This is a genomic window from Duganella dendranthematis (assembly GCF_012849375.1).
GTDB classification, from domain to species: Bacteria; Pseudomonadota; Gammaproteobacteria; order Burkholderiales; family Burkholderiaceae_D; genus Rugamonas; species Rugamonas dendranthematis.
In genome coordinates this window covers 981,511-1,001,249 of sequence record NZ_CP051684.1, presented here as the reverse complement: position 1 = coordinate 1,001,249, position 19,739 = coordinate 981,511, and the positions used below count along the sequence as shown (strand labels likewise).

20 protein-coding genes and 1 tRNA gene are annotated in these 19,739 nt (G+C 62.0%); 12 read left to right on the top strand and 9 right to left on the bottom strand.

The features are described from left to right. Positions 1–12: 12 nt before the first annotated feature. On the top strand, positions 13–1,083 hold the full coding sequence (pbpG, locus tag HH213_RS04710; protein ID WP_110844811.1) for a D-alanyl-D-alanine endopeptidase: 1,071 nt from the start codon (positions 13–15) through the stop codon (positions 1,081–1,083). Here the strand turns inward: pbpG and HH213_RS04705 are convergent. Then, the gene (locus HH213_RS04705) at positions 1,065–1,844 is read right to left on the bottom strand and encodes an IclR family transcriptional regulator (protein ID WP_110844810.1); all 780 of its coding nucleotides are present in this window, start codon (positions 1,842–1,844) and stop codon (positions 1,065–1,067) included. The two genes, pbpG and HH213_RS04705, sit on opposite strands and share 19 nt — an antisense overlap. Positions 1,845–1,939: 95 nt before the next feature. Between HH213_RS04705 and HH213_RS04700 the strand changes: the two genes are divergently transcribed. From HH213_RS04700 to HH213_RS04655, 10 genes are all read left to right on the top strand, one after another. Continuing rightward, complete coding sequence (locus HH213_RS04700; RefSeq protein WP_110844809.1) at positions 1,940–2,323, top strand: diacylglycerol kinase; 384 nt, start codon at positions 1,940–1,942, stop codon at positions 2,321–2,323. Between the two features lie 88 nt (positions 2,324–2,411). Beyond that, positions 2,412–3,416: a sulfate ABC transporter substrate-binding protein gene (locus HH213_RS04695; RefSeq protein ID WP_161046792.1), complete on the top strand. Its 1,005-nt coding sequence runs from the start codon at positions 2,412–2,414 to the stop codon at positions 3,414–3,416. 16 nt (positions 3,417–3,432) lie between these two features. Further along, a complete protein-coding gene (locus HH213_RS04690; protein WP_169111077.1) occupies positions 3,433–3,993 on the top strand; it encodes an RBBP9/YdeN family alpha/beta hydrolase in 561 nt (186 codons plus the stop codon). Positions 3,994–4,015: 22 nt separating this feature from the next. Further along, a complete protein-coding gene (locus tag HH213_RS04685; RefSeq protein ID WP_169111075.1) occupies positions 4,016–4,654 on the top strand; it encodes a peroxiredoxin in 639 nt (212 codons plus the stop codon). 85 nt (positions 4,655–4,739) lie between these two features. Further along, complete coding sequence (locus tag HH213_RS04680) at positions 4,740–5,516, top strand: sulfite exporter TauE/SafE family protein (RefSeq protein ID WP_110844805.1); 777 nt, start codon at positions 4,740–4,742, stop codon at positions 5,514–5,516. Positions 5,517–5,611: 95 nt separating this feature from the next. After that, positions 5,612–6,487 (top strand): sulfate ABC transporter permease subunit CysT, encoded by an 876-nt coding sequence (gene cysT / locus HH213_RS04675; protein ID WP_229263301.1) that lies wholly within the window; start codon positions 5,612–5,614, stop codon positions 6,485–6,487. A gap of 2 nt (positions 6,488–6,489) precedes the next feature. Continuing rightward, on the top strand, positions 6,490–7,380 hold the full coding sequence (gene cysW, locus HH213_RS04670) for a sulfate ABC transporter permease subunit CysW (RefSeq protein ID WP_169111073.1): 891 nt from the start codon (positions 6,490–6,492) through the stop codon (positions 7,378–7,380). Between the two features lie 4 nt (positions 7,381–7,384). Then, on the top strand, positions 7,385–8,455 hold the full coding sequence (locus tag HH213_RS04665) for a sulfate/molybdate ABC transporter ATP-binding protein (protein WP_110844802.1): 1,071 nt from the start codon (positions 7,385–7,387) through the stop codon (positions 8,453–8,455). Beyond that, positions 8,452–9,384 (top strand): CysB family HTH-type transcriptional regulator, encoded by a 933-nt coding sequence (locus tag HH213_RS04660; protein ID WP_169111071.1) that lies wholly within the window; start codon positions 8,452–8,454, stop codon positions 9,382–9,384. The genes HH213_RS04665 and HH213_RS04660 overlap by 4 nt, the downstream gene beginning before the upstream one ends. 115 nt (positions 9,385–9,499) lie before the next feature. Next, the gene (locus HH213_RS04655) at positions 9,500–11,104 is read left to right on the top strand and encodes a methyl-accepting chemotaxis protein (RefSeq protein ID WP_169111069.1); all 1,605 of its coding nucleotides are present in this window, start codon (positions 9,500–9,502) and stop codon (positions 11,102–11,104) included. 73 nt (positions 11,105–11,177) lie between these two features. Here the strand turns inward: HH213_RS04655 and HH213_RS04650 are convergent, their stop codons facing one another. The 6 genes from HH213_RS04650 to HH213_RS04625 all read right to left on the bottom strand — a co-directional run bounded on the left by HH213_RS04650 (position 11,178) and on the right by HH213_RS04625 (position 17,922). After that, positions 11,178–13,502: a TonB-dependent receptor plug domain-containing protein gene (locus HH213_RS04650; protein ID WP_229263300.1), complete on the bottom strand. Its 2,325-nt coding sequence runs from the start codon at positions 13,500–13,502 to the stop codon at positions 11,178–11,180. A 194-nt stretch (positions 13,503–13,696) separates the two neighbouring features. Then, the gene (locus HH213_RS04645; protein ID WP_169111065.1) at positions 13,697–14,746 is read right to left on the bottom strand and encodes an aldo/keto reductase; all 1,050 of its coding nucleotides are present in this window, start codon (positions 14,744–14,746) and stop codon (positions 13,697–13,699) included. 13 nt (positions 14,747–14,759) lie between these two features. Beyond that, positions 14,760–15,800 (bottom strand): quinone-dependent dihydroorotate dehydrogenase, encoded by a 1,041-nt coding sequence (locus tag HH213_RS04640; protein ID WP_169111063.1) that lies wholly within the window; start codon positions 15,798–15,800, stop codon positions 14,760–14,762. A 33-nt stretch (positions 15,801–15,833) separates the two neighbouring features. Continuing rightward, positions 15,834–16,562: an arginyltransferase gene (locus tag HH213_RS04635; RefSeq protein ID WP_110844796.1), complete on the bottom strand. Its 729-nt coding sequence runs from the start codon at positions 16,560–16,562 to the stop codon at positions 15,834–15,836. Between the two features lie 7 nt (positions 16,563–16,569). Beyond that, on the bottom strand, positions 16,570–17,331 hold the full coding sequence (aat, locus tag HH213_RS04630) for a leucyl/phenylalanyl-tRNA--protein transferase (protein ID WP_110844795.1): 762 nt from the start codon (positions 17,329–17,331) through the stop codon (positions 16,570–16,572). 9 nt (positions 17,332–17,340) lie between these two features. Next, positions 17,341–17,922 (bottom strand): NUDIX hydrolase, encoded by a 582-nt coding sequence (locus tag HH213_RS04625; protein WP_110844794.1) that lies wholly within the window; start codon positions 17,920–17,922, stop codon positions 17,341–17,343. A gap of 161 nt (positions 17,923–18,083) precedes the next feature. On the opposite strand from HH213_RS04625, the gene HH213_RS04620 reads away from it, so the two are divergent. Then, positions 18,084–18,160 (top strand) — tRNA-Met (locus HH213_RS04620). A gap of 22 nt (positions 18,161–18,182) precedes the next feature. Here HH213_RS04620 and HH213_RS04615 read toward each other — a convergent pair. Together HH213_RS04615 and HH213_RS04610 are read right to left on the bottom strand one after the other, a co-directional pair. After that, positions 18,183–18,650 carry a DUF29 domain-containing protein gene (locus HH213_RS04615; protein ID WP_169111061.1) on the bottom strand — a complete coding sequence of 156 codons (468 nt, stop codon included), beginning with the start codon at positions 18,648–18,650 and terminating at the stop codon, positions 18,183–18,185. Positions 18,651–18,696: 46 nt separating this feature from the next. After that, positions 18,697–19,731: a MerR family transcriptional regulator gene (locus tag HH213_RS04610; protein ID WP_169111059.1), complete on the bottom strand. Its 1,035-nt coding sequence runs from the start codon at positions 19,729–19,731 to the stop codon at positions 18,697–18,699. Between the last annotated feature and the right edge of the window lie 8 nt (positions 19,732–19,739).

Genomic DNA, 19,739 nt, shown 5'->3' with positions numbered 1-19,739 from the left:
TTGGGGATACGAATGATCAAACTCGCATTAAGCGCCCTTATTTCGCTGATGTTTGCTTCCGCAGCCATTACCGTGCAGGCAGCCGACGCCGGCAGCGCGCCCAATAAAAAGCTGGTGCTGAAAAAGCGCCAACCGGTGCGCGTGGCCGCCGCCGATGCAAGCGACCGCATGGTCAAGCGCGTGATCAAGGTCAAGGGCAAGCGTAAGGTGGTCTACCAGCGCGTGCTGGCAGCGGCACCTGCCGTGCCGACCATGGGTGACCTCGCCGGCCTGAACAGCACGCACGATCCGCTGGACCTGAAATCCAACGTGGCGCTGGTGCTGGATCAGGCCAACTCGGAAGTGCTGTTTGAAAAGAATTCCAACGTTGCCTTGCCGATCGCCTCCATCACCAAAATGATGACTGGCCTGATCGTGGTGGAAGCCAAGCAGGACATGGACGAAATCCTCACCGTGACCGACGAGGATGTGGACCGCGAAAAATTCAGCAGCTCGCGCCTGAAAGTCGGCACGCAGATGACGCGCGCCAATATGCTGCACATCGCGTTGATGAGTTCGGAAAACCGCGCCGCCTCGGCACTGGGCCGCAACTATCCGGGCGGCCGTCCGGCGTTTGTGGAAGCGATGAATGCCAAGGCGCGTGAACTGGGCATGAGCGACACCCACTACGTCGATTCCAACGGCTTGTCGAAAATGAATGTGGCCAGCGCGCGCGATCTGGCCAAGCTGGCGATGGCGGCGTATCAGCAGCCGATGCTGCGCCAGTTCTCCACCGATCCGAAAGCCACGGTGGAACTGAGCAACGGCCGGCCGATGCAGTTCGGCACCACCAACCATCTGGTGGCCAGCCCGGACTGGGCGATCGGTTTGCAGAAAACCGGTTTCATCAATGAAGCAGGGCGTTGCCTGATGATGCAGGCGGTCATTGAAGGCCGCTCGGTGATCATGGTGTTCCTGGATTCCAAGGGCAAGCAATCGCGGACGGCAGACGCCGGCCGCATGCGCAAATGGCTGGAAGCGCTGCGTCCGGCCAACCTGGTCGGCGGCGGCAGCAGCACCGGTGCTTATTCGACCGGCATGTAACCCAGCGTGACGGAGATCTGGCGCGCAGTCAGCACCAGATCTTCCAGCCAATCTTCCTGCAAGCGGTCGGCCGGCGCCGAGATCGACAGTCCGGCAATCAGCTTGCCGCTGTCGTCGTAGATGCCGGCGGCCATGCAACGCACCCCAAGCTCCAGCTCTTCATTGTCGCGCGAGTAGCCGCGTGACTTCACCAGCCCCAGTTCGCGCTCCAGCTTGCCCAGATCGGTAATCGAATTTTTGTTGTGTCCGGCCAGCCCGGTGCGCGTGGCATAGGCGCGGATGGCTTTCGGCTCATCCACCGACAGGAACAACTTGCCGGTCGAGGTCAGGTGCAGCGGGCCGCGGCCGCCAATGGCGCGCACCACCTGCATGCCCGAGCGTTCCGAGAAGGCGCGGTCGATGTAGACGATCTCGTCGCCCTGGCGCACCGACAGATTGATGGTCTGCTGGGTTTTTTTGTGCAGTGCACGCATGAAATCCAGCGCAGCTTCGCGCACCGACAGCCGGCTCTTGACCACATTGCCGAGTTCCAGCAGCCGCATGCCGAGCCGGTAAGTGCCCGGTTCGACCCGGTCGACAAAGCGGGTGACCACCATGTCGTTCAGGATGCGATGGGCGGTGGACGGGTGTAGCCCCGAGACCTTGGACAATTCCTTGAGGCTGACGGGGTCGGGATACTTGGCCAGCGCATCGAGCAGCGCTACCATGCGTTCGATCACCTGGATGGTGGTCTTCTGCTCGGGAACGGATTCGATTTTCATGATGTGGTTGGTGCAATGCGGTAAGGGATACCTGATTTATACCATAATGTGGTAAAAGGTGCATAATATGCTATTCACAACGCACAACTATTCCCATGCAACCGATCAGCGAATTCAAGAGTAAAAGCGGCCTCAAACGTATCCACCAGGCGTTCTTCTACTCGCTCGATGGCTTCCGCTCGGCGTGGCGGAATGAACACGCTTTCCGCCAGGAGGTCAGCGTGTTTGTCGTCGGCACCATCATTGCGCTGCTGTTGCGCGTGTCGGCGTTTGAAAAGCTGGTGCTGATCGGCGTGCTGATGCTGATCTTGATTGTCGAGCTGATCAATTCGTCGATCGAAGCGGTGGTGGACCGGGTCTCGTTGGAGCGCCATCCTCTGTCCAAGAACGCCAAGGATTTCGGCAGCGCGGCAGTATTGCTAACCTGTTTGCTGGCGATCGCCACCTGGGCGGTGGTGCTGTATAACCGATTCATATGATTTTTCGGTATATAGAACTGATAAAAGCTTAGTTCTCATTTATAAGGGGCAGCAGTAATCTGGAGACCTTCACTACTAGGGGAATCAAATGCTGTCCAAAAAAATTATTGCCGCTGCTGTTCTCGCCATTTCCGCCGTCGCCCCAGCAATGGCAGCGGACATCTCGCTGTTGAACGTGTCGTATGATCCAACCCGCGAGTTGTACCAGGACGTCAACACAGCATTTGCCAAAGAGTGGAAAACCAAGACCGGCGACACGGTCAAGATCAAGCAGTCGCACGGCGGTTCCGGCAAACAGGGCCGCGCGGTGATCGACGGTCTGGAGGCCGACGTGGTCTCGCTGGCACTGGCCTACGACATCGACGCCATCGCCGAACACAAGTTGCTGTCGCCGGACTGGCAGAAAAAGCTGCCGCACAACAGCACCCCGTACACCTCAACCATCGTGTTCCTCGTCCGCAAGGGCAATCCTAAGGGCATCAAGGACTGGGCCGACCTGGTCAAGCCAGGCGTATCGGTCATCACCCCGAATCCAAAAACCTCTGGCGGCGCCCGCTGGAATCACCTGGCCGCTTACGGCTACGCGCTGCGCCAGCCGGGCGGTAGCGAAGCCAGCGCCAAGGACTACCTGACCAAGCTGTATAAAAACGTGCCGGTGCTGGATTCCGGCGCGCGCGGCGCCACCACTACCTTCGTCGAGCGCGGCATCGGCGACGTGCTGATCGCCTGGGAAAACGAAGCGCTGCTGGCCGTGAAGGAACTGGGCCCGACCAAGTTCGACATCATCGCGCCGTCGGTCTCGATCCTGGCGGAACCGCCGGTGGCCGTGGTCGATAAAGTGGTCGACAAGCGCGGCACCCGCAAGGTGGCGGAGGCTTACCTGAACTTCCTGTACACCGACGAAGCGCAGGACATCATCGCCAAAAACTACTACCGTCCAGCCACCGAGAAAGCCGCCAAGAAATACGCCGGCCAATTCCCGAAAGTGAAGCTGTTCACTCTGGCTGACGTAGCCGGCGACTGGACCAAGGCGCAGAAGACCCACTTCGCCGACGGCGGCCTGTTCGACCAGATTTACCAGCCTAACAAGTAATCTGCGAGGTAAGCTAATGACCAGCGTCTTTGAACAGTTTCGCGTGCTGATCGCGCCCGGCCTGCATAACAGCGGACCGGATCACTGGCAAAGTCGCTGGCAACGGCTGTTCCCCGCTTTCGAGCGGGTGCAGCAGGATGACTGGGAAGTACCCGACCTGCCGCGCTGGTCGGCGCGCGTAGACCAGCTGCGCCAACGCGGCAACGATCCACGGCCGATGCTGATCGTTGCCCACAGCTTCGGCGCGCTGGCCACGGTGCACAGCGTGGCGCGCAATGCCGGCGGCGTGGCTGGCTTGCTGCTGGTGGCGCCGGCCGATCCCGACAAGTTCAATGTGGCGTCCTTGCTGCCGCAGCAGGCGCTGGCCGTGCCGTCCATCATGGTCGGCAGCACCAACGATCCGTGGATGGCCGCGCCGCGCGCCGCCTTGTGGGCACAGCGCTGGGGCAGCCGCTTCATCAACGGTGGACCGCTCGGCCACATCAATGCGGAGTCCGGCCTGGGCGACTGGCCGGAAGGACTGGAAACCTTGTATTTTCTGTCAGAACAAGCGCACAATGGTGCGTTGTCCGCGTGACCTTTTTATTCTGGAGACCAACATGACTATCCGCCTGGGCGATACCGCCCCTGATTTCGAACAAGATTCTTCCATCGGCCCACTGAAGTTCCATGAATGGGCTGGCGATTCGTGGGTGGTGCTGTTTTCGCACCCGGCCGACTTCACGCCGGTCTGCACCACCGAGCTGGGCCTGACCGCCAAGCTGAAGCCTGAATTTGACAAGCGCAATGTGAAAGCCATCGCGTTGTCGGTCGACCCGGCCGAGTCGCACAAAGCCTGGATCAAGGACATCGAAGAAACCCAGAAGACCGTGGTCGGTTTCCCGATCATCGCCGACGCGGACCGCAAGGTCTCGGGCCTGTATGACATGATTCACCCGGAAGCATCGGCCACGGCCACCGTGCGCTCGCTGTTCGTGATCGATCCGAACAAGAAAGTGCGCCTGACCATTACCTATCCGATGAGCACCGGCCGTAACTTCGACGAAGTGCTGCGCGTGATCGATGCGCTGCAACTGACTGATGGCTACACGGTGGCCACGCCCGGCAATTGGAAAGATGGCGACGACGTCATCATTCCGCTGACCGTGCAGGATCCGGAAGTGCTGAAGCAGAAATATCCAAAAGGCTTTACCGCCGAGCGCCCATATCTGCGCGTGACCCCACAGCCAAACAAATAAGCGAGCAAATAAGCTTATTAGTTTTCCGTTGTTTGGATCTTTCCCCAGAGTAGGTTAACCTTCGGGCCTACTTTGGGGAAATCGCATGGATGTGCAGTTTGTCGTTTCAGGATTCGCAGTCGGCTTACTGGTCGGCATGACCGGCGTCGGTGGCGGCTCACTGATGACGCCGCTGTTGACCTTGCTGTTCGGCGTCACGCCCGCCGTGGCGGTCGGCACCGATCTGGCGTTTGCCTCGCTGACCAAGGGCGTCGGCACCTTCACCCATAAAATGCGCGGCACCGTCCACTGGGACATCGTGCGCCGCCTGTGCATCGGCGCGCTGCCGGCCGCCTTCTTCGCCAGCCTGGCGCTCAAGCACTTCGGCACACTCAACAAAGAAATGGGTCAGATCATCCGCTACATGATCGCCAGCTCGGTGCTGCTGACCGTGATCGCGCTACTGTTCAAGCGCAAGATGCTGGCCTGGATCACCGCCCATCCGGAACGCCAGCTGCAAGGCCGTGCGCTGAGCAGCGCCACCATCGTCTCCGGCGCCGTGCTGGGCACGCTGGTGACGATCTCGTCTATCGGCGCCGGCGCGATTGGCGCCACGCTGCTGGTGATGCTGTATCCGCGCCTGACCGCCGCCGAAGTGGCCGGCACCGACATCGCCTACGCCGTGCCGCTGACCGCCATCGCGGCCGTCGGCCACTGGTGGCTGGGCTCGATCAACTGGAGCTTGCTGCTGACCTTGCTGGTCGGTTCGCTGCCCGGCATCACCATCGGCGCCTATGCCGCGCGCGCGGTGCCCGAGCGCCTGTTGCGGGGCTTGCTGGCGGTAACACTTGTTGCCGTTGCGGCAAAGCTCGTATATAGCTGAATCATCTAATCAAATGACTATTGCTTCGTTTGTATTATGAAGCAGAGGTGAGAACATGCAGCCCTTATAGAAGGTTTTGTAATAAGGGAGCATTCATGTCAGCTGTTCTTGCAGCATCCGAGGTCACCCCGCCGGTGGCCAAGCGGGGCGCACCATTCCGCGTGATGCCGGGATTCCGGCTCTCGCTGGGTTTCACCATTTTCTACCTGACGCTGATCGTCCTGATCCCGCTGTCTGCGGTGTTCCTCAAAACGTTCACGCTGACCTGGGATTCGTTCTGGACCACGGTGACGTCGGCGCGCGTGATGGCTTCTTACCGATTGACGTTTGGCGCCTCGCTGCTCGGCGCGTTCATCAACGTCATCTTCGGCGGCATCGTGGCGTGGGTGCTGGTGCGCTATGAATTCCCCGGCAAACGCATCATCGACGCGCTGGTCGACCTGCCATTCGCGCTGCCGACCGCGGTGGCAGGCATCACGCTGACCGCGCTGTATTCGGCCAATGGCTGGCTCGGCCAGGTGATTGAAGGCATGTGGGGCATCAAGGTGGCGTTCACGCCGGTCGGCGTGGTGATCGCGCTGACCTTCATCGGCCTGCCGTTCGTGGTGCGCACGGTGCAGCCAGTGCTGGAAGACGCGGAACGTGAACTGGAAGAAGCCGCCGCCAGTCTCGGCGCCAACGCCTGGCAGACATTTTCGCGCGTGGTGTTCCCGACCATCATGCCGTCGCTGATGACTGGCTTCGCGCTGGCCTTCGCCCGCGCTACCGGTGAATACGGCTCGGTAATTTTCATCGCCGGCAATATGCCGATGGTGTCGGAAATCACGCCGTTGTTCATCATCACCAAGCTGGAGCAGTACGACTACGCCGGCGCCACCGCGATTGCAACCGTGATGCTGGTGGTGTCCTTCCTGCTGCTGTTGGGGATTAATCTGCTGCAAGCCTGGGCGCGCGGAAAGTCGGGGAAATAATCATGAGTGCTACGCCTGTTACTGTCGCCCGTCGCGGCGAATTGCCGTCGGCGCCGAGGAGCCTGGAACCAGGCTGGGTCCGCATCGTGCTGATTGCCATCGCGCTGATCTTCCTGACTTTGTTCCTGTTCGTGCCGCTGGTGTCGGTATTCTACGAAGGCCTGAAAAAAGGCTGGGACGCCTACGTCGCCGCGATCATCGACGAAGACGCCATCTCGGCCATCAAGCTGACGCTGATTACCGCCGCCATCGCCGTGCCGCTGAACCTGGTGTTTGGCGTGGCGGCCTCGTGGTGCATCGCCAAGTTTGAATTCCGTGGCAAGAGCATCCTGCTGACCTTGATCGACCTGCCGTTCTCGGTGTCGCCGGTGATCTCCGGTCTGATTTACGTGCTGCTGTTCGGCGCGCAAGGCTACTTCGGCCCCTGGCTGATGGACCACGACATCAAGATCCTGTTCGCGGTGCCGGGCATTGTGCTGGCCACCATCTTTGTCACTTTCCCGTTCGTGGCGCGCGAGCTGATCCCGCTGATGCAGGCGCAGGGCAGCGAAGAAGAAGAGGCCGCCATCGTGCTGGGCGCGTCGGGCTGGGACACCTTCCGCCGCGTGACGCTGCCGAATATCAAGTGGGGCCTGCTGTACGGTGTGATCCTGTGTAACGCCCGCGCCATGGGCGAATTCGGCGCGGTGTCGGTGGTGTCCGGCCACATCCGTGGCGAGACCAACACCATGCCGCTGCAAGTGGAAATTCTCTACAACGAATACAACTTTGCCGCCGCCTTTGCCGTGGCGTCGCTGCTGGCGCTGCTGGCGCTGGTGACGCTGGTGGTGAAAACCTTTATCGCCTGGCGCCTGAACGAATCCGTCGCTGACGACGCCCGCATTTCGGAGTAATACCATGACGATCCAAGTTAAAAACATCAACAAGCGTTTCGGCGATTTCGTCGCCCTCAACAACGTGTCGCTGGATTTCCCGCAAGGCGAGCTGACTGCGCTGCTGGGCCCGTCCGGCTGCGGCAAGACCACGCTGCTGCGTTGCATCGCCGGCCTCGAACATCCGGACTCGGGCCAGGTGCTGCTGGAAGGGCAGGATGCGTCGCGCAGCCATGTGCGCGAGCGCCAGGTCGGCTTCGTGTTCCAGCACTACGCGCTGTTCAAGCACATGACCGTGTTTGAAAACGTCGCCTTCGGCCTGCGCGTCAAACCGCGCAGCGAACGTCCGTCGGAAGACCAGATCCGCCGCAAGGTGAAAGACCTGCTGGAACTGGTGCAGCTGGACTGGCTGGCCGACCGCTATCCGCCGCAACTGTCGGGTGGCCAGCGTCAGCGCATTGCGCTCGCGCGGGCTTTGGCAGTTGAACCTCGTGTATTGCTGCTGGACGAACCGTTCGGTGCGCTGGACGCCAAGGTGCGCAAGGAACTGCGCCGCTGGCTGCGTCGCCTGCATGACGAGCTGCACGTCACTTCCATCTTCGTCACCCACGACCAGGAAGAAGCGCTGGAAGTAGCCGACCAGGTGGTGCTGATGAACAAGGGTAACGTCGAACAGATCGGTGCGCCGGACGAGGTCTACAACCATCCGGCCTCGCCATTCGTCTACGGCTTCCTCGGCAATGTGAACGTGTTCCACGGCCGCGTGCAGGACGGCATCCTGGCCAGCGGCGACGCCAGCTTTACCGTGCCGGGCGAAGGCGGCGCGGCCGGCAAAGGCACGGCTTATGTCCGTCCGCACGAGCTGGAAGTGGACCGCTACACGCCGGGCGCCGAAGGCATTGTGGTCAAGCTGCGCCGCGCGCATGCGATCGGCCCGCTGGCCCAGCTGGACCTGGAACGCGACGATACCAACGAATTGATTGAAGCAGTGATTCCGAATGAGCGCTTCAGCTCCCTGGGCCTGAAAGAAGGCGAAACTTTAGTTGTACGTCCAAAGCGCCTGCGGGTGTTCGTGGACGAAGGAGCCTCCATATGAATTTTCAACAGCTGCGGTCCATCCGCGAAGCAGCCCGTCGTGGCTACAACCTGACCGAAGTGGCGAATGCCCTGTTCACCTCGCAGCCTGGCGTGTCGCGCCAGATCCGTGAGCTAGAAGACGAACTGGGCGTCGTGATTTTCGAACGCAACGGCAAGCGCCTGACCGGCATGACCGAGCCGGGCAAAGGGATCTTGAAGATCATCGACCGCCTGCTGATCGAGGCCGAGAACCTGCAACAGGCCAGCCTGGAATATACCGGCCAGCAGAGCGGCACCTTGAGCGTGGCGGCTACCCACACGCAGGCGCGCTACGCGCTGCCGAAAGTGGTGCAGAGCTTCCGCACCGCCTATCCGGACGTGCGCATCGCCTTGCAGCAGAGTGCGCCTGAGCACATTGCCGAATGGATCTTGTCCGGCAAGACCGACATCGGCATCGCCACCGAAGGACTGTCGCAGTTCCCGGACCTGGTGTCGTTCCCGTGCTACCGCTGGAGCCATTTGATCGTGGTGCCGGATGGCCATCCGCTGCTGTCGCGTTCGCCGATCAGGCTGGAAGACCTGGCCGAGTTCCCGCTGATTACCTATGACGTCGGTTTTACCGGCCGTGGCCATATTGATGCGGCGTTCGCGCAGGCCGGCGTCAAGCCGGACATCGTGCTGACCGCCATGGATTCGGACGTGATCAAGCAGTACGTGTCGCTGGGCCTGGGCGTCGGCATCGTCGCCTCGATGGCCTTCGACCACGGCCGCGACAAGGGCATGCGCGCGGTGGAAGCGTCGCACCTGTTTGCGCAGAACACCACCCGGCTGGCGGTGCGCAAGGGCGCCTACCTGCGCTCATACGCCTACCACTTCATCCAGGAATTCGCGCCGGATCTGACCCGCGCCGACATCGACGCCGCCCTCAACGGCGGGGATCTGTCCTGATCTGTTGCTGCCGCCGCATCAGTTGTGGCGGCAGCAAAACAGTCGTTCAATTTTTTCATTTGCCATATCGAAATGACCATATACTGAATCCCTGCAACCAACTTTGGGAGCGCACATGGGTATCGGTAATTGGAAAATCGGCTACCGCCTGGCGGCCGGTCTGGGCATGGCCATCATTTTCATGATCGGCATCGCCGTCGAAGGCATCAGCAATCTTGGTAAGCTCAACAGCAACACCAAGGATCTCGCGGTTGATAAAGTCCCCAAGGTCATCCTGGCTTACGAAACGATAGGCGGTCTGAACGACATCGCCCGCGCCATGCGCAACGCCATGCTGTCGACCGATCCGGCGGTGGTCAAGGCCGAGCTGGAGCGGGTGGAAAAACGCCGCGTGGAAAACGTCGAACGGCTTGACAAGCTGGGCAAGCTGATCGCCGATGACGGCGACCCGCAAAGCAAGCTCAAGCTGCAGGCGGTGCTGGAGGCGCGCGAAAAATATGTGGTGGTGCAGAGCGCGTTCCTGAAAATGTCCACTGACCAGAGCCAGCGCGACGAGTCGGTCAAGTATCTGCTGACCACGGTGCGCAAGGAGCAGACCGCTTACCTGAATGCCTTGAACGACATGGTCAAGTTCCAGATCGCCGCTGTCGAGGAGACCAGCGCGGTGGCCGAGCGCGCCTATGCCAGCTCGCGCACCACGATGATTGTACTGACCGTGGTGGCGGCCGCGCTGGCGGCGTGGGTACTGTACGTGATCACGCGCAGCATCACGCTGCCGCTGAACCGCGCGGTCGGTATGGCGCAGGCGGTGGCCGGCGGCGACCTGACCATGCGCATGGAGTGCCACACCACCGATGAGACCGGCCAGCTGCTGCGCGCGCTGATCGACATGAACGATGCGCTGGCGCGCACCGTCGGCCAGGTACGTTCGGGCACGGATACCATCGCCACGGCGTCGAACGAAATCGCCAGTGGCAACCTGGACCTGTCGTCGCGCACCGAGCAGCAGGCATCCAGTTTGGAAGAGACGGCGTCCTCCATGGAAGAGCTGACCTCGACCGTGTCGCAGAATGCCGAGAATGCGCGGCAGGCAACCAAGCTGGTGGTGACTGCCAGCGACTATGCCACCAAAGGCGGCCAGGTGGTCGGCCAGGTGGTGACCACGATGGGCGCGATCAAGGAAAGCTCCAGCAAGATCGTCGATATCATCAGCGTGATTGATGGCATTGCGTTTCAGACCAATATTCTGGCCTTGAATGCGGCGGTGGAAGCGGCGCGTGCCGGCGAGCAGGGGCGGGGCTTTGCGGTGGTGGCGTCGGAAGTGCGCAACCTGGCGCAGCGGTCGGCCTCGGCGGCCAGAGAAATCAAGGAGCTGATCGGACGTTCGGTGGAGACCGTCGATGCCGGCGCGGCGCTGGTCAGTCAGGCTGGCGCGACGATGGAGGGCATTGTGCAGTCGGTGCAGCAAGTGGCGGAAATCATGCACCAGATCAGCGCCGCCAGCAGCGAGCAGAGCACGGGCATCGAACAGGTCAATCAGGCCATCGTGTCGATAGACGATGTAACGCAGCAGAACGCCGCGCTGGTGGAACAGGCCGCCGCCGCCGCGCAAAGCATGCGCGACCAGGCGGACTTGCTGGCGCAGGCGGTGAGCGTGTTCAAGCTGGCGGGGAGTCCGTTGCCAGCAACACCGCGCGTGACCCGGCTGGCGGTGGCGTGAGCCGTAACGCTAAACCCGGGCACACCGGGGTCTGACCCGGCACGGGTCCGACCCCAGCGCGCCGCCGTGCGGGTTACCAGGTGTAGCTGGCCTTGGCGTAGTAGTAGCGGCCATTGAAACCGTTCGGCGCCCAGCCGCTGTACGGGTAGATGCCGTTGGTGTTGAGGTTGCCCGCCGACGTTACCTGGTCCGGGTAGCGGTTGGTGGCGTTATCCACGCCCGCCGTCAGGCGCCAGTTCTTGCCCAACTTGACGTTGCCCGACAAGTCCAGCGTCCATTGCGGATCGTAGGTCTGATCCAGCGTCGCGTTGTTCTGCGGTACCGTGAAGCTGCCGTAGCGGTTGACCACGGCGCGCAGGCCCCAATTGCTGATGGCCCAGTCGGTCGTCAGGCTCAGCTTGTCTTTCGGCGAACCGACGGTCAGGCGGTTGACGGTCTGGCGGTCGATCAGCGTCAGGCCGTTGGCGGTCAGGATCGCCGGGTTGGCTTTGATGCCTTCCACATCCGTCTTGTTATGGTTATACGCGCCGGTGAAGTCGAAACGGCCGTAATCGCGCGTGTCCCAACGGTAGGTGCTCAGCACATCGACGCCGGTGGTGCGGGTGTCGATGGCGTTGGTGAAGTAGCGGCCCGCGCCGACCAGAATGCCTTGCGTGGCCAGCGCATTTTTGAGCGTCTGGTTCAGCGTCATATTGGCCGACAGCGCCACGCGGTCGTCGATATTGATGCGGTAGGCGTCCACCGTGGTGGTCCAGTTGCGGCTTGGCTGCACCACCAGGCCGAGGCTGTAGTTGCGGGCTTTCTCGGCCTTCAGCGGGGTTGCGCCGAGCGCGGTGGCGGCGGCGCTGCCGACCGCAAAGGTGCCGGTTTCAATCGGCGTGTTGACGCCATTGACCACGGAGAAGTTGGTGGTGGTGATCGTGTAGAACTGCTGCGCCAGCGACGGTGCGCGGAAGCCCGACGAGGCGGTAGCGCGCAGCGACACGATGTCGTTGAACGCATAGCGGGCCGAGCCCTTGGCCGAGGTGGTGTTGCCGAAATCGCTGTAGCGCTCGTGACGCAGCGCGGCGGAGGCCGAGAACTGCTTGGTGATCTCCGCTTCCACGTTGGCGTAAATGGATTTGTTGTTGCGGCTGTTGCTGCCGGCGTTGACCGGACGGAAGCCCGAGAAGCCTTGCGCGCCAGTGCCGCTGTACGAGGCCACGTCGCCGGCGCCGATTTCATAGGTCTCCTTGCGGTACTCGGTGCCCAGCGCCACGGTGACCGGGCCGCTGAAGGCCTCGACCGGGAAGTCCTTGGCGACGTCGAAGTTGAGCACGGTTTCCGAGTTCTTCAGGCGGCCGGCGTAGAAGTGCGTCGGGCTGTTGGCGCCCAGGTCCTGGTTGACGGTGTTGTCCAGGTTCAGTTTGAACTCGTTCTCGCCGTAGTTCACGCTCAGGTCCCAGCGCCAGCCGGTGTTTTCGCCGCGCACGCCGGTTACCAGCGAAGTGTCGGTCGAGCGGCTGTTTTCCAGCGGCAGGAAGCCTTGCGGGAACAGCGGCGAACGCAGCGCGGTGCCGTTGAAGGCGGTGCGCCAGGTGGCCGCCGCCGAAGTGTCGCGCTGGCCGTAATTGGCGAAGGCGTACCAGTCGATGTCGTCGGTAACGCGGTATTCGCTGTTGAGGAACAGCGAGGCCGGCTTGGTGTCCGGATCGCCGAAGCGCTGCGTGACCTTGCCGTACAGCGGCTCGGCCGGATTGCGGAAGTCGGCGCCGGCGCGGTTGGTCGGATCGCGGTCGGCGGCATCGACTGCCAGACGTACCCAGCCGCTTTCGCCAAGCGCCAGGCCGCCGGAAGCGCGCACCGAGCGTTGGCGGCCGTCGCGTTTCTGGTACTCGCCAAAGCCGATTTCCGCTTCGCCGCCGCTGGCGCCTTTTTTCAGGATGATGTTGATCACGCCGGCAATCGCATCGGAACCGTACTGGGCGGCGGCGCCGTCACGCAGCACTTCGATGTGGTCGATGGCCGACAGCGGAATCGCATTCAGGTCGACCGGCGCCGAGCCGCGGCCCTGGGTGCCGTTGACGTTGACTACCGCCGACGTGTGGCGGCGCTTGCCGTTGACCAGCACCAGCACCTGGTCCGGGGACAGGCCGCGCAGCTGGGCCGGGCGCACCGCGTCGGAGGCGTCGGCGCCGGATGGGCGCGGGAAGTTCAGCGACGGCAGCACACGGCCCAGCACGGTGGCCAGCTCGGTCGAACCGCTGGCTTGCAGCTCCTTCGCGCCGATGATGTCGATCGGCGATTCCGAGTCGACGGTGCGGCGGTTCTTGGCGTAGGTGCCGGTGACGACGACGGACTGCAATTCGCCGTCCGTAACGCTGCTTTCCTGCGCCTCCGCGGCAAAAGTAGTCACCATCAGCCCGCCCAACAGCAGGGCACGAGGCAGTGGGGCGAGAGCGAAGCGGGGAGCGGTGCGGCGGTTCTGCATGGTGACTTTCTTTCTCAAGTGGCATTAATACGTAAATCTTATATGCCGCGCCCCCCAAAGCACACTACTCGTTAGCAATTAACATATGTGAATTTTGAATATTGTTGTTACAGCGCCCGGATTTACTGGCCTGGATTGGTGATTTCGGCGTGGATCTGGTCGATTTGCTTGATGACGTCCAGCGACAACACAATGCTGTAGGCGTCGATATTGGCTTGCAATTGTTCCAGGCTGGTGGCGCCGATAATGGTCGAGGCCACGAACCAGCGCGAGTAGCACCAGGCCAGCGCCAGTTGCGCCGGCGTCAGGCCATGCTCGCGCGCCAGCTGGACGTAGCGGCGGGCCGCTTCCACCGTAGCCGGCCGCACGTAGCGCGGGCTCCAGTTGGCCGGGAAGATGGTCAGGCGGCCGTGCGCCGCCGGATCGTCGATGTATTTGCCGGTCAGTTGACCGAACGCCAGCGGACTGTAGGCCAGCAGGCTGACGTTCTCGCGATAGCAGGTCTCGTCCAGCAGGCTGGTTTCGTAGTGGCGCGCGGTCAGGTTGTACAGGTTCTGGATGGTGGCGATGCGCGGCAGACCGTTGATCTCGGACTGCTTGATGAATTCGCTCACGCCCCAGCACGATTCGTTGGAAACGCCGATCGCGCCGATCTTGCCTTCCTTGACCAGCTCGCCCAGCGCGGCCAGCGTTTCTTCAATCGCCACGCCGGCGCGTTCCTGCTTGGGATTGAAGACGTTGTTGCCGAAGATAGGCACGTTGCGGCTCGGCCAGTGCAATTGGTATAAATCGATATGCTCGATTTGCAGCCGCTTCAGGCTGGTCTCTACCGCGGCCTTCAGGTTGGCGGCGTCGAAGTTGCGGGCACGGCCGCCACGCAGCCAGCTGATGCTGGCGTTCGGTCCGGCCGCCTTGGTGGCGATCACCAGCTGGTCGCGCCGGCCGCTTTTCTTCAGCCAGCTGCCGATGTAGCGCTCGGTCGCGCCCTGGGTTTCAGCGCGCGTCATCACCGGGTACATTTCCGCCGTATCGATGAAGTTGATGCCGCGCTCGATGGCGTAATCGAGCTGGCTGTGCGCTTCCGCTTCGGTGTTCTGCTCGCCCCAGGTCATCGTGCCGAGGCAGATTTTGCTGACGTTGAGGTGGCTGCTACCCAGTTGTACCTTGTCCATGCAGAACTCCGTGTTAGTGGCCGCGCAGGGCGTCGGCGCAATCCTTGATCAGTGCCGGGCCGGCGTAAATCAGTCCGCTGTACAGCTGCACCAGCTGGGCGCCGCACTCCATCTTCATGCGCGCATCCAGCCCCTGCATGATGCCGCCGACGCCGATGATCGGCAGCGCATCGCCCAGCTCGGCCTTCAGCAAGCGGATCACGGTATTGGAGAACTGGAACACCGGCGCGCCCGACAGCCCGCCCGCTTCGGCGCCATGCAGCATGCCGGTGACAGCGTCGCGGTTCAGTGTGGTATTGGTGGCGATGACGCCATCGATCTTGTGGCGGATCAGCGCGTCGGCGATGTTCTTGACCTGGTCGCCGTCCATGTCCGGCGCAATCTTCAGCGCCAGCGGCACGTAGCGTTTATGCTGGTCGGCCAGGCGCAGCTGGGCTTGCTTCAGCGTGCTGAGCAAGCCGTCCAGTTCCGAGCCGCCTTGCAGCTGGCGCAGGTTTTTGGTGTTCGGCGACGAGATGTTGACGGTGACGTAGCTGGCGTATGGATAGACTTTTTCCAGGCAGTGCAGGTAGTCCTCGGTGGCGCGCTCGATCGGCGTATCGGCGTTCTTGCCGATGTTCAGGCCCAGCACGCCTTCCTTGTTCTGGTAGAAGCGCGAAGCCTGCACATTGGCGACAAAGGCGTCGACGCCGCCGTTGTTGAAGCCCATGCGGTTGATGATGGCGTGCGCTTCCGGCAGGCGGAACATGCGCGGCTTCGGATTGCCCGGCTGTGCGCGCGGCGTCACGGTACCCACTTCGATCGAGCCGAAGCCGAGGTCGGCCAGCGCGTCGATGTAGGCGCCGTCCTTGTCCAGGCCGGCGGCCAGGCCGACCGGGTTCTTGAAGGTAATGCCCATCACGGTGCGCGGATCGGCCTGCGGCTGCTTGACCAGCTTGGTCAGGCCCAGCGCGGCGGCGCGTTTCAGTGCGGGAAGGGTGAAGTGGTGGGCGGCTTCGGCGTCCATCGAAAACAGCATAGGACGGGCCAGGGAATACAGGAATTTGTTGGACATGGGGCGCTCAGGTTGTGGTTCGCCCGTATTTTATCAGGCGTCCAGCACGCTCCACACGCCTTTGACCCGCGCTTCCAGCGGTTTGAAGTTGGTTTTATAGGACATTTTCGGGCTTTCCTTGATCCAGTAACCAAGGTAGACGTATGGCAGCTTGAGCTCGCGCGCCTGTTCGATTTGCCACAGCACGTTGAAGGTGCCGTAGGACGCGCCTTCCATATCCGGGTCGAAGAAGGTGTACACCGACGACAGGCCGTCCGACAGCACGTCGATGATGCTGACCATGCGCAGCGTGCCGCCCGGTTCGCGGAATTCCACCAGCCGCGTGTTGACACGGCTTTGCAGCAGGAACTGCGCGTATTGATCGCGGCTGTCCTGGTCCATGCCGCCGCCGGCATGGCGCCGGCTCTGGTAGCGAAGGTAGAGGTCGTAATGCTCGTCGGAGAACGACAGCGTGGCGACGCCGGCGGTCAATTCGCCGTGCTTCATCCACGCGCGGCGCTGGGTGCGGTTGGGACGGAACTCGTCGGTCACCACGCGCACCGGGATGCAGGCCTGGCAGCCGTCGCAATATGGACGATAAGTAAAGATGCCGCTGCGGCGGAAGCCGTTCTTCACCAGCTCCGAGTAGACATCCGCGTTGATCAGGTGCGACGGCGTCGCCACCTGCGAACGCGCCTGGCGCGCGTCAAGGTAGCTGCAAGGGTAGGGCGCCGTCGTGTAAAACTGCAGCGTCGCGAAGGGCAGGTCGTTCAGGTGCGTCATGCACGTCCTATCGAGCGGTGGTGGAGTCTATGGCTAGCTTAACACCGTCCGGGCCCAGAGGTGCAATGGGTTCCCATTTGCTGATCTGCGGCAAGTCGATATTGTTGCGCAGATGCGCCAGGAATTGTGACCGTGCAATCGGCGCCGCCCCCAGCGAAGCCAGATGCCCGGTCTCCTGTTGACAATCGATCATCGCCACGCCGTGCGCGTGCAGAAAGCGCACCAGATAGGCCAAGGCGATCTTGGACGCATCGGTGACGCGTGCGAACATCGATTCGCCATAGAACATGCGGCCCAGGCAGACGCCGTAGGCGCCTCCGACCAGTTCGCCATCGAGCCACACTTCGGCCGAGTGCGCGTGGCCCATGCGGTGCAGGCCGCTGTAGCCGGCGATGATCTCTTCCGAGATCCAGGTGCCGGGGCCGTCGCGGCGCGGCGCGGCGCAGTTGCGCATCACCTGCTCGAAGGCGCTGTCGAAGCGGACTTGCCAGCGGCCGCCTTCCTGCCGGCTGCGCTCGACCTTGCGCAGGGTTTTCTTGAGCGAGTCGGAAACACGGAACTGTTCGGTGCGCAGTACCATGCGCGGATCGGTGCTCCACCACAGGATGGGCTGGCCTTCCGAGAACCACGGGAAGATGCCGTGCCGGTACGCCATCAGCAAACGCTGCGGTGACAGGTCGGCGCCGGCCGCCAGCAGGCCGGGCGCGTCGGTGGTCAGCGCCTGGCTAACGTCGGGGAAGGGCGTGTTGGTGTCGAGCCAGGGAATCATGCGGCCGCGTCAGGTTGGCTGGTCGTCGGAGCGCATGGGGCGCGTGATGTCCTGGGTGTGGAAGCCGTAGCCGCCGCCTTCGCGGATCTTGACGCGGTCGGCGAAGAACAGTTCCAGCGTGGTGCGGATGGTGGGGAAGGCCAGGTCGTCCCACGGGATCTCGCTTTCGGTGAACAGCCGCACGTCCAGGCTTTCCTCGCCGGGGGCGAAGTCGAGGTCCAGCAGCTCGGCCAGGTAAAACATATGCACCTGGTGCACGCGCGCCACGTTGAGCAAGCTGAACAGATTGCCAAGCTTGATATTGGCGCCAGCTTCTTCCTCGGTTTCGCGGATGGCGGCCTCGCCGGTGGTCTCATTGTTTTCCATGAAGCCGGCCGGCAGCGTCCAGTAGCCATGGCGCGGCTCGATGGCGCGCTTGCACAGCAGCACCTTCAGTTCGCCGTCGCGTTCCCAGACCGGGATCGAGCCGAGCACCATTTTCGGATTCTGGTAATGGATGGTCGCGCACTGGCTGCACACATAGCGGGGACGGTTATCGCCAGCTGGGATGCTGAGGCTGACAGGGGAGGCGCATTCGGAACAGAATTTCATAAGCTAGTAGTGAGGTCGGTTTATGCTTACTTTACACCGATTGCCCCTGCTACGGCACGCCCGCTACGGACGCGGCTCAGCATTTATTCGATCTATCGTGCCGGATTCAAGGATTAATATTGCCTAATCACCTGATCTGCCCTATAATACATGCATACAGACGCGGGGTGGAGCAGTCTGGCAGCTCGTCGGGCTCATAACCCGAAGGTCACAGGTTCAAATCCTGTCCCCGCAACCAAATTCAAAAGCCGTTGATACCGTTAAGGTTCAACGGCTTTTTCGTTTTCGCCGGGGAAAAAATCTTCGTCAAAGATTTGCTGTTGCGAGAAAGGACATTTCCTGGGAAAGATGGACGGCGGCAATCGCGTTTCCAGTGCGGCCTCCCGCACCGCCCGGGGATACGCGTCCATGATGTATTCGGCGAGCACTGGCGCCAGGCTAGGCATCTGCTTGATTATCCCGCCGATCTTCATGCGGTGGTTGTGGATGGTGTGGATCCAGCTTTTGCTGATGCGTTGCGGCTGGTATTGGTATTTCAGCAGATGGCTGAGCAAACCCACCATGCGGTGCGCCACCTGACGTTTGTCTTTTCGCACTTGGTATCCTAGTTCTGAAATGATGTTTTCCAGATCCAGCTGATCGAATTTGCCGGCGCGCAGCAGCGCGATCTGGGTTTCGGTCCAGATCAGGGCGTCGGATTCGTAGAGGTTGTTGAGATGATCGTCCATAAGACACCATCATAGAACGGGGATTGGGCTTTTACTTTATGCCGTATCAACCTGCGCCGCAAGCGGCCACGGCCTGACGGATGAAGGCGATGGTGTCCTTGCTGACCCAGGTGCCTTTCAGCAGCTCGGGCTCGGCTTCGTGGGCGTGGCGGATTTTTGCCTGCGTCTGCGGATCGCTGCCGGCGCGCGCGTGGAACAGGCGCATCCACTCTTGCGCCAGCGCTTGCGACGACGGCGCTTCCGGCGGTACGCCTTGCTCCATCTGCTTGTGGACTTCAATGAACAGCAGTATCCATTCCTGCTGATACTTGCGGCTGTGCTCGCGCAGGTAGTGCAACTCGTCGTCGTTGAGGTATTTCGCGTACAGCGCCATCTTGCGGGCGTTGAAGGCGGCGCCGATGTAGAGTTGCATCTCTTCGGTAATCGGCGAACGGCGGCCTTCCGCGCGTTCTTGTTGCAGCAACTGCGTCATGCGGTGGGCGAAGGCGGGATTGGTGGCGGTGTCGTGTTCCAGTGTCTCCATCCAGCGCTGGGACAAGGCGCTGGCCTCTTCACTGTCGGTGGCGACGCCGCGCTCCATCAGCGATTGCAGCTCGTTTACCATCCCGCGCCACCTGGCGTTGCGGCGTGCGCTCTGCTGCCAGAACGGCAGCCGGCGCAATTCCTCCGGCGTAAAGTATTGTTCGTACAGCTTCATGTGTTCGAGCGCGCCCAGCCAGTCTTCCAATGCCGGCGCCTCCTCACTCGGCATCTGCCGCTGTAACAGGCTGAGTTGATCACGCAGTGTGCTGGCCTGCTTGATCTGCTGGTCCAGCGCGACGATCTGCTGCGCGACGATGTCGGCAAACTGCGCATCCGGACTGGCGAGGAAGGTGGCGATGTCCGCCAGCGACATGCCGAATTTGCGCAGCGCCTGGATCTTGTGCAGGCGTTCGACGTCGTCGCGGTTGTAGAGACGATAGCCGGAATCGGCGCGCGCCGATGGCGTCAGCAGTTCGATGCTGTCGTAGTGGTGCAGCGCGCGCACCGTGAGGCCGGAGCGTGCGGCCAGTTCGCCGATTTTCAGTACGGTTTTTTCCATGCCCCGTA